General features: G+C 55.3%; 11 protein-coding genes and 3 pseudogenes. 5 read left to right on the top strand and 9 right to left on the bottom strand.

From position 1 onward, the window contains the following. Nucleotide 1: 1 nt before the first annotated feature. From dsbD to dsbG, 3 genes are read left to right on the top strand one after another with little or no spacing between them, the layout of a single operon-like run. The gene (gene dsbD, locus AC3WN7_RS08250; protein WP_102675064.1) at nt 2-1,738 is read left to right on the top strand and encodes a protein-disulfide reductase DsbD; all 1,737 of its coding nucleotides are present in this window, start codon (nt 2-4) and stop codon (nt 1,736-1,738) included. Next, nucleotides 1,738-2,592, top strand: a complete 855-nt coding sequence (locus AC3WN7_RS08245; protein WP_095968100.1) for a TlpA disulfide reductase family protein — start codon at nt 1,738-1,740, stop codon at nt 2,590-2,592. The genes dsbD and AC3WN7_RS08245 overlap by 1 nt, the downstream gene beginning before the upstream one ends. Then, a complete protein-coding gene (gene dsbG, locus AC3WN7_RS08240) occupies nt 2,568-3,335 on the top strand; it encodes a thiol:disulfide interchange protein DsbG (RefSeq protein WP_102675065.1) in 768 nt (255 codons plus the stop codon). The genes AC3WN7_RS08245 and dsbG overlap by 25 nt, the downstream gene beginning before the upstream one ends. 72 nt (nt 3,336-3,407) lie before the next feature. Here dsbG and AC3WN7_RS08235 read toward each other — a convergent pair whose 3' ends face one another. The 7 genes and pseudogenes from AC3WN7_RS08235 to AC3WN7_RS08205 all read right to left on the bottom strand — a co-directional run bounded on the left by AC3WN7_RS08235 (nt 3,408) and on the right by AC3WN7_RS08205 (nt 11,358). Beyond that, nucleotides 3,408-4,226 (bottom strand): alpha/beta fold hydrolase, encoded by an 819-nt coding sequence (locus tag AC3WN7_RS08235; protein WP_102675066.1) that lies wholly within the window; start codon nt 4,224-4,226, stop codon nt 3,408-3,410. Between the two features lie 270 nt (nt 4,227-4,496). Then, nucleotides 4,497-5,234: a hypothetical protein gene (locus AC3WN7_RS08230; RefSeq protein WP_015094088.1), complete on the bottom strand. Its 738-nt coding sequence runs from the start codon at nt 5,232-5,234 to the stop codon at nt 4,497-4,499. A gap of 58 nt (nt 5,235-5,292) precedes the next feature. Next, nucleotides 5,293-6,513: a hypothetical protein gene (locus AC3WN7_RS08225; protein ID WP_256585724.1), complete on the bottom strand. Its 1,221-nt coding sequence runs from the start codon at nt 6,511-6,513 to the stop codon at nt 5,293-5,295. Nucleotides 6,514-6,563: 50 nt separating this feature from the next. Next, a complete protein-coding gene (locus AC3WN7_RS08220; protein WP_102675068.1) occupies nt 6,564-9,086 on the bottom strand; it encodes a TcfC E-set like domain-containing protein in 2,523 nt (840 codons plus the stop codon). A 104-nt stretch (nt 9,087-9,190) separates the two neighbouring features. After that, nucleotides 9,191-9,685: a CS1 type fimbrial major subunit gene (locus AC3WN7_RS08215; RefSeq protein ID WP_102675069.1), complete on the bottom strand. Its 495-nt coding sequence runs from the start codon at nt 9,683-9,685 to the stop codon at nt 9,191-9,193. 442 nt (nt 9,686-10,127) lie between these two features. After that, a pseudogene (locus tag AC3WN7_RS08210) lies at nt 10,128-10,378 on the bottom strand (hypothetical protein); the annotation flags it as partial. Between the two features lie 107 nt (nt 10,379-10,485). Next, on the bottom strand, nt 10,486-11,358 hold the full coding sequence (locus AC3WN7_RS08205; protein WP_102675070.1) for a fibronectin type III domain-containing protein: 873 nt from the start codon (nt 11,356-11,358) through the stop codon (nt 10,486-10,488). A gap of 249 nt (nt 11,359-11,607) precedes the next feature. On the opposite strand from AC3WN7_RS08205, the pseudogene AC3WN7_RS08200 reads away from it, so the two are divergent. Beyond that, a pseudogene (locus tag AC3WN7_RS08200) lies at nt 11,608-11,835 on the top strand (helix-turn-helix domain-containing protein); the annotation flags it as partial. 75 nt (nt 11,836-11,910) lie between these two features. On the opposite strand, the gene AC3WN7_RS08195 reads toward AC3WN7_RS08200, so the two are convergent. Beyond that, nucleotides 11,911-12,753: a fibronectin type III domain-containing protein gene (locus AC3WN7_RS08195; RefSeq protein WP_102675081.1), complete on the bottom strand. Its 843-nt coding sequence runs from the start codon at nt 12,751-12,753 to the stop codon at nt 11,911-11,913. Between the two features lie 400 nt (nt 12,754-13,153). On the opposite strand from AC3WN7_RS08195, the gene AC3WN7_RS08190 reads away from it, so the two are divergent. Continuing rightward, nucleotides 13,154-13,498 (top strand): LuxR family transcriptional regulator, encoded by a 345-nt coding sequence (locus AC3WN7_RS08190; protein ID WP_102675071.1) that lies wholly within the window; start codon nt 13,154-13,156, stop codon nt 13,496-13,498. Nucleotides 13,499-13,629: 131 nt separating this feature from the next. Here AC3WN7_RS08190 and AC3WN7_RS08185 read toward each other — a convergent pair. Further along, a pseudogene (locus AC3WN7_RS08185) lies at nt 13,630-13,729 on the bottom strand (alpha/beta fold hydrolase); the annotation flags it as partial. Nucleotides 13,730-13,792 lie beyond the last annotated feature (63 nt).

Below are 13,792 nucleotides of genomic sequence, written 5' to 3'. Positions count from 1 at the left end.
CATGCGTCGTCTGTTTTTACTGTTTACCCTTTTGATCGCGGGCCTGGCCCAGGCGGCAACCAATCCGTTCGACACCAAACCTGAATTTCTCCCGGTTGATAAAGCCTTCACCTTTACCTCTGAACGCCTGGAATCCGGTGAAACACAGCTCTATTGGCAGATCACCGACGGCTACTACCTGTACCAGAAACGCTTGAAGTTCGATGGATTGCCTGTCGGGCAGCACCCTGCGTTGCCGGAAGGTGAAGCCCACAGCGACGAGTTTTTCGGTGAACAGCAAGTCTACCGCCAGGGTCTGGAACTGAAGATACCAGCGGGTGCCAGCGGCCAGGTCAAGGTCAGTTACCAGGGTTGTGCCGATGCCGGTTTGTGTTATCCGCCGCAGACCAGGGTCGTGGACCTGGGCAATACCCATGCGCAGAGCGCAGCCAACGAAGCGCCGGACCAGGCCTTGGCCAGCGACCTGCAACAACGGGCGCTGGGCTGGAGCCTGCTGGTGTTCTTCGGTCTGGGCCTGCTGCTGGCCTTCACCCCTTGCTCACTGCCGATGCTGCCGATTCTGGCCGGGCTGATCGTCGGCAGCGGCGCCTCGCCCAAGCGTGGTTTCGCCCTGGCCGGCAGTTACGTGGTCAGCATGGCGCTGGTGTATGCGGCGATGGGTGTCCTGGCCGCCTCCCTGGGGGCGAACCTGCAAGCCTGGTTGCAGAACCCCTGGCTGCTGGGCAGTTTCGCGGTGATTTTCGTGTTGCTGGCGCTGCCGATGTTCGGCTACTTCGAGCTGCAACTGCCGGTGGCCGTGCGGGATCGGCTGGAAAACGTTTCGCGTAATCAGCGCGGCGGCAGCCTGATCGGCGCCGGGGTGCTGGGTGCCCTGTCCGGTCTGTTGGTCGGGCCCTGCATGACCGCACCACTGGCCGGCGCGCTGCTGTACATCGCGCAAAGCGGTAACGCGTTGCATGGCGGATTGATTCTGTTCGCCCTGGGCATCGGTATCGGTGTGCCGCTGCTGTTGCTGGTGACCGTTGGCAATCGCTTCATGCCCAAGCCGGGCGCGTGGATGAACCTGGTCAAAGGCATTTTCGGCTTCCTGTTCCTCGCCACGGCGTTGCTGATGTTGCGCCCGGTGCTGGATGAGTCGTTATGGGTCGGCCTGTGCGGGGCGTTGTTGTTGATTGCGGCCTACAGCGCCTGGAAACAGTCGGGTGGCTTCGGTCGCATTGCTCAACTGTTCGGTGCCAGCTCGTTGCTGCTCGGCTTGTGGGGCAGTCTGTTGATGATCGGTGCGGCCGGCGGCAGTGATGATCTGCTCAAGCCGTTACAGGTCTTCCGCGCCTCCAATTCCGCCGTCGCTGCCATGCCCACTGGCCACGACGCCTTCACTACGATCAAGGACCCGGTTGCGCTGCAAAGGGAGCTCGATGTGGCGCAGGCTCAGGGCCAGTGGGTGCTGCTGGATTACTACGCCGACTGGTGCGTGTCGTGCAAGGTCATGGAGAAGCAGGTGTTTGGCAAACCCAAAGTGCTTGAAGCCTTGAGCGATGTGCGCTTGCTCCGCCTGGACGTCACCGCCGACAATGCCGCCAGCCGCGAGTTGCTCGGCCGTTACAAAGTGCCTGGGCCTCCGAGCCTGCTGTGGATTGGCGCTGACGGTGAAGAACGGCGCAGCCAGCGCATCACCGGCGAGGTCGATGCCGACACTTTCCTGCAACGCTGGATTACCACCCGAGACGCCCGTTGATGCTGACCTTCACCCTCGGCACCTTTGCCATCGCGCTCAATCACCTGCTGCTGATCAGTGCGCTGGCGCTGGCCACTTTTGTCGGCTGGCGGGTGGCCAAGCGCGGCGGAGAAAACCCCGAGTCCGCGCTGTTCAGCCTGTTTCTGCTGGGCATGCTGGCGGCCCGGATCAGTTTCGTGGCGGTCTATTGGGCGCACTACCGCAATGATCCGTGGCAGATCATCGACCTGCGCGATGGCGGTTTTCTCGCCTGGCCGGGGGTGATTGTCGTGCTGCTCGCCACGCTGTATCGCGGCTGGCGTCGCCCGGGGTTGCGCCGCCCACTGGGCTTTGGCGCGGCCAGCGGCCTGGCGTTCTGGTTGTTGGCAACGTTCTCCCTGTCGATTTATGAACAAGGCACACGCCTGCCGGAAATCGCCCTGCGCAACGCCGCCGGCGAAACCGTGCAACTGGCCGACTACAAGGGCGGCCCGTTGGTGATCAATCTCTGGGCCACCTGGTGCCCGCCGTGCCGCCGGGAAATGCCGGTGCTGGAAAGCGCCCAGCAACAACGTCCGGACCTGACGTTCCTGTTCGTCAATCAGGCGGAAAGCATGCAAAGCGTCGCGACCTTTCTGGAAACCCAGGGCTTGAGCCTGTCCAACGTGCTGTTCGACGGCGGCGGGCGACTGAGCCAGGCCGTCGGTTCCATGGCATTACCGACTACGCTGTTCTACAGCCCCGAAGGTCGCCTGCTGGGCAGCCATCTGGGTGAGCTGTCAAACGCCAGCCTGGCTCGCGCACTGGAAAACTTCGACACCGTACCCGCCACCTCTTCAAGGAAACTGCCATGCCCCGCCTCCGCCACCTGCTGACCCTGAGCCTCGGTGCCGCCCTATTGCACCTGCCGTCGGTACAGGCCGAAGAGTTGCCCGATGCGATCAGGAAAATCGAGGCCAAGGGCGCGAAAATCGTCGGCCAGTTCGACGCCCCTGACGGTTTGCGCGGGTATGCCGCGCAATACCAGGGCCGCGGCATGGCGCTGTACCTGACACCGGACGGTAAACACGTGCTACTGGGCAATCTGTACGACGCCGAGGGTAATGACCTGAGCAGCGCGCCATTGCAGAAACTGGTGTACGCGCCGATGGCCAAGGAAGTCTGGGCCAAGTTCGAAACCAGCAACTGGATCGGTGACGGCAAGAAGGATGCGCCGCGCGTGGTGTACCTGTTCAGTGACCCGAACTGCCCGTACTGCAACATGTTCTGGGAACAGGCGCGGCCGTGGGTCAAGGCCGGCAAGGTGCAGTTGCGCCACATCATGGTGGGCATCATCCGCGAAGACAGCCCGGGAAAATCCGCCGCACTGCTTGCCGCCAAAGACCCGGAAAAAGCCCTGCAGGACCACGAAGCCGCCGGCAAGGGCAGCTCGCTCAAGCCCTTGAAGGAAGTGCCGTCAGCGATTCAGGCAAAGTTCGCGGCCAACATGCAATTGATGGAAGAGCTGGAGCTGCAGGCGACACCGGCGATTTTCTACATGGACGACAAGGGTAATCTGCAACAACAGCAGGGCGCGCCGTCACCGGACAAGCTGGTGAAGATTCTCGGGCCGAAGTAAGCAGGATCAAAAGATCGCAGCCTTCGGCAGCTCCTACAGAGCTGCCAAAGGCTGCGATCTTTTTCGCAAACCCTACTCCGGATTACGCTCCGCCAAAAATGCCAGCAACGCCTGGCTGACAAACTCCGGATTTTCCAGACTGGAAATATGCCCAGCCTCTGGCACCAGCACCCACGGGCAGCCAATCAACTCGGCCATTTCACGGGCTTCCTCCGGTGGACGCGGAATGTCCTGATCACCGCACATCACCAGTGTGCTGGCACCGTCGAGTTCACCCAGTCGGGCCATGAAATCCTCACGGCCAAAGGTAATGCGCCCCATCGGCACGATGCTTTCACGCAGGCGATCAGTGGGCAAAGCCGCCAGCGCCGCACGGAAGTTCTGGTACAGAGGCGACTGCGGGTCGATGCCGGGGCGAAAGAAGATCGGCACTATGATATCCAGCAGCGCTGGAGTGATGACACCCGCCTCTTCGATCTGCTTCAACAGTGAAAAGTAATACTGGCGAGTCGGTTCCGGTTCGACGCCAAGGTAGGTGTCCATCAACACCAGGCCATTGAGCCGGTGCGCTGCCGACAGCGCCAGGCGCACGCCCCACATGCCGCCGACTGACAGGCCGACCAGGGTGACCCGCTCGATGTCCAGATGATCGAGCAAGACCAGAGCCTGACGCGCAATGTCATCCAGTGACGTCGTACCGACCGGCAATGGCCCGGATTGGCCGTGTCCCCACAGGTCCAGGGCTATCACACGATACTGTTGCGACAGCGCGGCGATCTGCGGTGCCCACATGGCCTGGTCCCACAGGTAACTACCGGCCAGCAGAACCGTCGGGCCGCTGCCTTGATCGATGTAGTGAAGGGGTTGTCCATCTATCGTTACGTAGGGCATCGACTGTCTCCGCGAATAAAAATGGAGCCGGAAGACTGAGTGGCTGACAGTCCCTCGTCAATCGCTGGAGTGTGTGCGTTTGTGCCCCCGCCTTCGCGAGCGAGCTTGCGAGCCAGAATCACCAAGCCGCCGGCAAGGGCGAGTTGCAGTGTCACCGGACAAGTTGTCGAATATTTTCGGGTCAACATGACTAATGCCACATGAATGGGTAATCAGCCCCCGAAAGCAAGCGTGGCCATAGTCAAAATGACAGTGGCCACGCAAACCGAACTATCCCTTCACTTGCACAGGTGTCTTCTTTTCGTCCTCGATCAGGTTATAGCGATAGACTCGACCCGCTTGTTTGTCGAACGCGAAATCATGACCTGGAATCAAGTGAACTTTTCTGGTCGGTTTGCAATCATCTTCGTTCTTCGCCGAACAATCCTTGAAGGAATCGATGACAACTACACTATTGCCATTGTTTTTCACTTGATAACCATTGGCAGTGTTATCGATTTTGGTATCAAAACGGGTATTGCCCGGTCGAACAAAGAACACCATGCCATAACCGGCCATTACGTTAAAACCGGCTGACATTTCCTTTTCATACGTTTCACGCTCAGTGTCCGAGACGGCGAACTTGTCTTCTTTTTCGGGAACAACGGGTAGAAAACGAACGCGAAAATAGCGCTCTTTACTCCGATCGCCGGTATACAGCAGGCGGGTACCCTGAGTTCCTTTGGCCGGTACGATTAGCCTGGCCGGGCTGGCGACCAGGCCGTCACGGGTACTGCCATCAACACTCTTCAAGGGCTCTTCGCGGGAGTTTCCATTCTGCTGATAAAAAATCTCCTTGATCTCGATCTTGACGAACGCCGTTGAAGTACCACCGTTATGAATACGTTTCAGATAGGTACTTTGATCGCCCTTCATAAAGTCATAGAAGCTACCAATTTGCAGGCTGGGGCCGGCGTGCGCGCACAGACTGAAGAAAAATGTGCACAACAACATATAAATGGATTTCATGAGATAAGCCTCGTACTGGGACAACAGCCTGAGTAAGCCTCAGGCTTTGCTACTGCGATTAGATATCGGAATCAAAAGTTATATTAACGATTCCTCGATAACTGCTAGCGTCGTGCATTGTTGCAACTGAATCTTGCTGCACTTCAAAATGCAGCAGACTGGGTTGTCGAGTGGGCAAACCTGCAGGCTTCAGATGCTCCAGGCCGGCACCACCTATCTTCAGTGGACGCCGTGCAACCGGCTGGTCTGCATTGTCCACCCAAGGACTTGGCAGGCTGACACTGATATCGACAGGTACTTCATGGGTACCGTTGTTTATCAGACAGGTTCCAGCTCCCGGTTGACTGCAGCTGAGATCCATTTTAAACGGCGTAGACGTCAAGATGAAAAACCGCAAGTCACCCAGTATTTTCTCCGGTCGTCTTCCATGGGTGATCCACTCCATCCAGCCGCCCTTGGGTGCCAGGGCAATACTGTCGGCGGACATTTTGACGTTGACGTCCTGCTTTACCGCCAGGTTCAAATTGAATGTCATTGCACCGTCATTGGGGGTCAAGACACCCATATCGAAATCGCCGCTGGTGGAGTAAGTATACGACCCTTCATAGTCGCCACTTATCAACTGCTCCGGTCGAACAGCTCGCAACTCATAATGTACATCGAGCCGTTGCAAAGTCATGCCGGGAATGTTGTATTTCGGACTCCTTGGGCAAGTGGTGACGTTCTGGGGGGTCAACCAAAATGCCGTAAAGTCTGTTCCATTGGGATCAGCCCCCTGGGAAGTATCATTGACTTGTTGGCAGGGAGGAGTTGCCTCAGCCCACGAGGGTTGCCAGAGAAAGGCGTGATAATCAAACACAGGCAATCCCCCCGGATGTCCGATTATTGCTTGCGCTGTTCTACTCAAGCGATAACGGGTCCCCACTCCGGCAATGCGAATTTCGATCTCCGCCGTTTCGCCAGGAATCACCGCATGCTGGACAGTAAATCTGCGCCATGTCGCCGGAAAACCAAAAGGGATCACTTGATCTTTGGCAATGCCCCCTGACGACGTAAAAGCAATAGAGAAGCTGTTACTTCGAATCCCCTTATTACTGCAATTATCCGGATATTCCGCACAGTACCCGCTTTCAAGTGTGTTATTTTTAATCTCCGCGCTTCCCGGATTAAGCGGATCCGGCCTGATCTCGGCTTGCACCTCCAATACAGCGGCATTGGCTAAACTTGCAAACCCGCAAAGTGCCGATCCCAGCACCAGACGGTTGAGTAACTTGTTCATTTGACTGTCCTGTGTACGCCATGTTCTGACTGCTTTTGTATAAGTGCCCATCAACTGGCCTTCTCAGACTTATAAGCAGCTTCGGCCAAGGTGTCCGGATGACACCGTAGATCCCCTACCATCAGCACATCATTCTCTCGGCGCTGGGAGGCTGGATCGAGCCTGAACTGGCATAACAACTGACTGTCGTGCCGCACTTCGAGTGTAGGAGAATTCTCGCTAAGTTCCATGGAAAAGAACCCATCGACTTCGCTGACACCACGACTGGCATGGTTGATGACGTGATGGCCTTTCAACGGTTTTCCACCGGCATCCAACAGGCGCCCCATCACGGTCACGGTCTTCAGAATGCGCACCTGACGATAATCCACCCCTCCCTTGTTCAAGTGATAGGTAGTGCGCGCAGGCTGGATTGCCGCCGCAGGAACATCGGTGCCCTTGAAATCGAAATTCACCGTGCCGTTCTTGTACGCCGAAACGGGAATGAAATTGCGCCCCGGCCGCAACGTGGCGTGGGTACCGGCGAAGTCGTCGGCCCGCAGCTCGATATCATCGAGATCGCTCTCGACATCGACGATCATTCCCGCCTCTCCGGTCGAGGCCTGGCTACTCATTACGAGTTTTTTGCCACTGACTGCCAAAGTACTGTCCAGATTCAAACCGCCGCTGATCTGACCGTTGTAGGAGGAACGTTGCGCATGCATCGAACCGCTGACCTGGTCAGTCTTGAAATCAGCCGTGCCCGCCTGGCCTGTCCCGTACACATCCTTGCTGACAGTTGCAGAAACACTTTGCAGGACGTGATCCTCGAGGTCGCGACGATAGGTGACGGACGCGTTCGGATCGCGTCCACCGTCACGCGATGTACGTTGACCGACGCTACCGCTCACCTGGTGACCGTCGGAACCCAGTGCCATGCGCAGGCTGATATCGATCCCGCGGTTTCGCTGGTCGGCAGTGCCAACCGTGCCTGGTCGATCGAACACCGCCACGCGCCAGTCGGCGCGGTTGCCGAACAGCTGTGCGTTGCGGGTCCAGCTCAGGTCGATGCCCACGCCTTCGGAATAACCCTGGCTTTGGGAGACTTGCGCGCTGACCGAGCTCTTGCTGTTCAAGCGCTGACTCACCGACAGCGATGTATTGCTGGTTTGTCCGTTGTAGGTGTTGCGTTGACGGATGTGTGTCCCGTCCGGCAGCACTTCGTAAGTATTACGGGTGTCCAGCCAGCTGCGCTGATGGCGCAACACCAGACTGCCGCCGTTGTAGCGATGCACACCTTGCACCTCCATCCCCGTGCCTTCGCCCTTGGTCTGGGAAAGGCTGGTGTAAAGGGACGTTTTCTCGCCCACCGTCCAGTCGGCAGAGGTGCCCAACTGCATCTGCTCCTTGACCTGACGGGCTGAAAGCCCCAGGACAACTCGCGGATGCAGCAAGAAGTTAAAGGCAGCGCCTGCCGTCAGTTCGCCGTCATCGCGCTCCTGCCAATTGCTGAGCAGTTTGCTCTCGCGACCGGCGAACAGGTTGTAGCGCCAGCGATTTTCCGGGTTGCGCCAGTTAGTGGGCTTGTAAATAAGCTCTGAAGTGGTGGTAATCACTTGACCGTCTTCGACCACCCGTACTTCCACTTCGTAGATTCCGCCGGGCAGCGGACGTGTATCGAGCGCCTGCAGACCGCTCGCCACCTGCTGACTGTTGATCAGCACACCGTTGCGATAGATTTCCACCATCGCCTGGCGGTTGGCGGTCACCGTAATGGGATAGATACTGGGGTTGGCGTTGTCGATCGCCAAGCTGTCGGAACTGCCGTACATCAGACCCATTACCGTGTCGGGACCTCGCCCGATGGTGCGCACAGACCGAGTCAGACCTTGGGCACTGGGCGTGAAATACCCGGCACGGATGAAGTTGCCCTCCAGTTCCCGTTGGGCATGCAACTCATGGACAGCATGCTTGATGCCCGTATCGGTTCCTGACCTGCGCGACAGTTGAGCATTGAACGTGTTCGTCCAGTTGCCCAGGCTCGCGGTTGCCTCCAGGCCATAACGGCCGGCGATATTCTGCTGCTGACCGCCGCTGATGTTCAGTTGATTGCGCACAATCATACCGTGGCTGCCGCCTTCAGGCTGATCATGAAACTGTCGGATTTGCGGATCGCGCTCGGCGTTCTCCGTCACCAACGACACCATCGAGTCTTCCAGACTGTAGTAAACCGACTGCAATTGCCGAGGGCAGCCACTTTTACAGGCGCCCAACGTCGCGCCCTGCGTCAAGAAAGCGGCCCACTCATCACGCTCACTCGAAGCAAGGTCACTGTTGCGTGTATCCGTAAAGTTGATCAGCGTCACTCGCTCATCGCGGGTCAACAGGATCATGGCTTCACCCAGGAACTGTCGATCGACTTCGACTCGAACAGCCAATGGAACATCAAAAAAGAATTCATGAAACTCTGCAGGCAAACCTTCAGCCTGCTGCAGCAAACTTACGGACTTGTTCGCAGGCTGGCTTTCACTGGCAAGCGCGCCTGCGCAAATAATTAGCGCAAGCGCTCCTGCGATAGGAGTCATCGGAAACATTGATCAATATCTCAAGTTAGCGCTTGCACGTGCAAGAAAGAATGCGGCCGGCTGCGCCGGCCACATAAAGGACACACTGTTAGCTGGAACTTATCCAACAATTATCAAGGCGCGTCGAATTGCATACGAACGAATCCGGTGTAGTTACCTGTCTGGTAACCGCCGGCAGGTGCGATTGGCTCAATGCTCAGGGGAACGATGATTTCAGAGGTCGCAGCATCAGCAGCGATAACTTCTACATCGCCGCCAACACTCAAAGCAACATCATTGAACTTGACGGTCAACTCAATATCGTCTTCGCCAGAGGTGATGAACGCCGGGGCCGTCAGAGATGCCTTGATGGCAGGGGCTGTGCCAGTGGCAACGCTGCTTTTCGCCCTGAAGTTGCGGCTGATGCCTTTCAGCTCCTCATTGTCCATATCCCAGGCCAATTGCTGAGGTTGTTGTACAGTATCGAGCTTGGATGGCTGCACATAGAAATCGCTGCTCGGAATATCAGCGCGGACTTCAACGGGGACATTAATTGGAACAGCCATGGCAGCCGAAGAAACAAAAGCCAAAGCAAGCACCGGGGCAGAAATTGCAATTTTCTTGAACATTGGAATTACCTTTAAACATCTGATTAATAGTGCGCGCTTCGGCCAAGCGACAAAAGTCAGGCACCGGGTTATTGATCAACACCAATAAATATGATGTTGCGTTTCAACGGCGCGCATCTTCTCGTTTTCCGTAGGATCGGTATGCAAGATCTATCCGAACATCCTGTAGGACAAATCCCTGCACTTGAAAAACCTTCGCGCGCGAATAATGAAAGAGGCCCGAGTGCCGCTGGCCCGTTGCGCAAGTGTTGTCGGAGAGTGTATTGAAGCTCTTCAGGGATGTCGGGAAGTGTTCATCAAGGAGGCAGGGCAGTAGATCCCGAGGGCGTACCTGGCTGAAAGAGGTCTTTTATGTGAAAGTCCAACGGACGTGCTTACCTGCAATCAAGTATGAGATAGATTCACATCCGCCGTCCTCTCACACCACCGGGGGGTGTCAGAAATTTTGTGTTCGGGCATAACGTACGAAACGGTGGCTCCGCCGTTCCCACTCGCGGTCGAGTTCGTTGAGCTGGATGTTCGACAGCAGCGGCGAGAGCGGGCCGCCTTGCGGGTGGTACTCGCCGGGCCGGCCAGCAACCGAGTCTTGAGGATCGGCCAATACTGTTTCAAGTAGTCCGCCAACTGGTCGACCGTCATGCCATCGGTACCCGGTGTGCCCTCATCGCTGACCACGCGTTTATACGCACGCTGGTTGCGCTTGCGCGAAACGCGCCATGCCTGGCGCACCCACAAAAAAATCCCGATGCACAGGCATCGGGATTTTTTATACATGCATAGTCAGCGACACAGGGAAACGACTATTTCCTCTGAAGAGAAATACCCTGTGCCGGATACTGAATGGTCGCCCTCTCCGACTCATTACCGGAGTCATCGAAGGCCGTCACTCCAAATACATATCGACGCCCCGGTTGCAATTTGGTAACAGCAAACTCCGTTTCCACTGTCGTCCCCAATACAATTTCTTCTCCACCCTGCTCAATTTGATAAATTCTATAATTAACCACTGGAGAACTGTCCTGCGACGGCTCCCAACTCAATATCAGACCAAGATTACTGGTGCGCAAGTGCGAAGGGACTGTGGGTGCTGTGACGTCTTTAAATTTTACGGTAACACAAAGAGGGTCAGAATAAAGAAATTCCTCATCAACAGTTCGAATGCAATACTGGTGATCACGCCCTTGCATTGGAGTGTTATCCCTATAGGGAGGTTTATCTGCTATCTCGAGTAGCACTCCGTCTCGCCGTATTTCAAAACGCGGCTCGCCAGTGTCGACCTTGCCTCCATCCCAAAAGAAGTAAACTTCATTCTCCGTGTGAAAGAAAGGAGTGAAATGATTCGGAGGAGTAGGATTAGCTCCTAATGTGGTGACATTAATTTCTATAGGTGGAACGATCCCCGGACCAAGGGAAATTTTGTACGTTTGGAGAGGAAGTAAATCAGTAACCGTCCAACTTGAACTACCGTACCAAGCAACCCCCAACTGACGAGTTCCACCTGAAGGCTGATGCAAAAACACAGCAGTACCATTCCCCGGGATAAAAAAATTCACAGTAAACGTGAACTCTCTCCTACCTACACTATCAAGCCTAATTTCACCATTAGGAGTCTCATTAGCACTCGCATCCCGACCAGGCGACACTAAACCAGAAACAGAAACAGAAGTATTCATGACAACCACCTTATAGATTACCGAATCCGCATTTAATTTTTAACCGCAGCACCATTCAAGCATCAAATCCAGGTAACCAAAACTGGCAAATCTACTAGTTGAAAACACTTAAACCATGCACTACAGATTCGTTCCAGCCACCAAAAAATCCGCGCCACCTGTTATTTCTAACAGGTTCCAACCGCCCAGAATCGCGCAATAAAACACCCACGACCTTTTCAGCACCGCCGAAAGCTCGGGAGAACAGCCATGCACATTGCGAGTTCGACGCAGTTCCAATCCACAACGCCGCGCGGCGCTCCCCACAACTGTGCGGACACATCACCTATCTCGCCGCAACTGTCCACCAAAGAACTCGAAATTCTGAAGTGGTGCGCCATGGGCAAGTCATCTTGGGAGATCGCGCAGACTCTTGCGCGGTCTGAGGCGGGGGTGAACTATCACATCGACAATATCCTGCGAAAATTCGGCGTCAGTTCACGCACAAAAAAATCCCGATGCACTGGCATCGGGACTTTTTATACAGACATAGTCAGCAACACAGGGAAACGACTATTTCCTCTGAGGAGGAATACCCTGTGCCGGATAGTGAATGACCACCCTCTCCGACTGATTACCGCTTTCATCGAAGGCCGTCACTCCCATTTCATATGGTCTCCCCGGTTGCAACCCGGTAAACAGATACCACGGTTCCGTTGTCGTCCCCACTGGGTTACCGAGGCCCAGATCAAGGTGATAAGTAACCCTACCGGAACTGTCGTACACTGGGGTCCATCTCACTCTCACCTGAATCTCTTCGACATGCATATTCGTAGGATTTGTAGGTGCGGTAATGTCGTCGAAGGAGACCTCTATACAGATAGGTTCAGATTCATAAAACTCATCATCAACGGTAGTTACGCAGTAAACATGGTCCCTTCCCTCTTGAGGAGTTGTATCCCAAATGGCAGTATCCTCAACTACTTCGAGCGTAGCCCCGTCTCGTTTTACAAGATAACGAGGCACACCACCATCTACTTCCCCATCATCCCACACCAATATTACTGAATCGGTCGTTTTAAAATGTTCCCGCAAATGTGTTGGCTTTTCCGGAACACCTCTAACTTCCGTCTTTCCGACAACTAAGGTCGGCGTGAGCCTCTTCCCATCAGCAGTGCGCCCACCAAGAAAATAAGTATATCGGGTATTTGACTTAAGCGAATCGATAGTAAATGTTGTACCGGGTCCTTGATAAATCACCTCACCTGAGTTATCACCTGTAGAAGTAAGAAGATACTCCACTATACCTGCGCGCTTCTCCCACGACAGTTCTATAGTATTTCTTGTCACACCTACAATTTTCCAGGAAAGAGCTGACTGGTCGAATTTTAGCTTATTGAAAACTGGCTGATTCATTTACCATCTCCACAAGAAAAATTTTACAACCACAGTGCTTTCTTCATAAAAAACACTCCGCACCTGCATTAACCCATAAAAAAAGCCACCCACACACTAGCAGAACTGCTAGTACTCGATAAAAAAACACCTCCAACCCGCGAAAAACTTTAACTTTTCAAAAACTTAACACTTACCGTCCCATTCGCTTTAACAAACCCGATCGCTGCAACACGCATACACTCCCGAAAAAAACGCTATCAGCTCAGTCCCCCCCTGAACTTGCACTCGCAACCAGCCTGCGAATACAGCCCACCGACCTGTTATTTCTTACAGGTTCCAACGACGCTGAATCGCGCTATAACAGAGTCCTGGAGTTACTCACCGCCCTCCGAGGCGCCCCTACCCCGGGAGACCAGCCATGCACACTGCGAGCCCAATCCAGTTCCAACCCAACACGCTACCCGCCAGGCCCCACAGCTATGTGGATACACCTCATATCCCCCCGAATCTCTCTGCCAAAGAGCAGGAAATCCTGAAGTGGTGTGCCATTGGCAAATCGTCCTGGGAGATCGGTCGGATCCTCAATTGCACTGAGGCGGGAGTGAATTATCACTTCTGCAATATTCGTCGAAAATTCCGCGTCAGCTCGCGCTGGCTGGCGCTGATCAAAGCACTGGAAATGGGATTGATCCATTTGGAGGGAGAGACAGAACTTCATCCTGCGGTTGCGCAGATAACCCGATTAGCGTCGAAACGTTTGTAGTGCGCCAACGTGCACAGGATTGACTCGGCAGAGTCCGGTTCGCCACGAGCCCGTGGTTGACCCCGCGGTGACGAACCCTGAATTTTCCAGATTGAAAATATGCCTTGCCTCTGGCACCAGCCCACACTGGCCGCCAGCGCGGCGATCCGCGGTGCCCACTTGCCCTGGTCCCACGGGTAACTACCGGCGACCGGTGCCTTGATCGATGCAGTGAAGGGCTTGTCCGTCAATCGTTACGAAGGGCTTCGACTGTCTCTAGGAATAAAATGGAGCCGGGAGACAGAGTGGCTCACG

Source organism: Pseudomonas sp. FW305-70 (assembly GCF_058783925.1).
Note: the sequence above shows the minus strand (reverse complement) of the source record. Positions and strands in the feature narration are given on the sequence as shown.

Coding starts and splice junctions, on each gene's coding strand:
- dsbG (WP_102675065.1), top strand. CDS start 2,568: ATGCCCCGCCTCCGCCACCTGCTGACCCTGAGCCTCGGTGCCGCCCTA.
- AC3WN7_RS08220 (WP_102675068.1), bottom strand. CDS start 9,086: ATGTTTCCGATGACTCCTATCGCAGGAGCGCTTGCGCTAATTATTTGC.
- AC3WN7_RS08245 (WP_095968100.1), top strand. CDS start 1,738: ATGCTGACCTTCACCCTCGGCACCTTTGCCATCGCGCTCAATCACCTG.
- AC3WN7_RS08215 (WP_102675069.1), bottom strand. CDS start 9,685: ATGTTCAAGAAAATTGCAATTTCTGCCCCGGTGCTTGCTTTGGCTTTT.
- AC3WN7_RS08235 (WP_102675066.1), bottom strand. CDS start 4,226: ATGCCCTACGTAACGATAGATGGACAACCCCTTCACTACATCGATCAA.
- AC3WN7_RS08230 (WP_015094088.1), bottom strand. CDS start 5,234: ATGAAATCCATTTATATGTTGTTGTGCACATTTTTCTTCAGTCTGTGC.
- dsbD (WP_102675064.1), top strand. CDS start 2: ATGCGTCGTCTGTTTTTACTGTTTACCCTTTTGATCGCGGGCCTGGCC.
- AC3WN7_RS08190 (WP_102675071.1), top strand. CDS start 13,154: ATGCACACTGCGAGCCCAATCCAGTTCCAACCCAACACGCTACCCGCC.
- AC3WN7_RS08205 (WP_102675070.1), bottom strand. CDS start 11,358: ATGAATACTTCTGTTTCTGTTTCTGGTTTAGTGTCGCCTGGTCGGGAT.
- AC3WN7_RS08225 (WP_256585724.1), bottom strand. CDS start 6,513: ATGAACAAGTTACTCAACCGTCTGGTGCTGGGATCGGCACTTTGCGGG.
- AC3WN7_RS08195 (WP_102675081.1), bottom strand. CDS start 12,753: ATGAATCAGCCAGTTTTCAATAAGCTAAAATTCGACCAGTCAGCTCTT.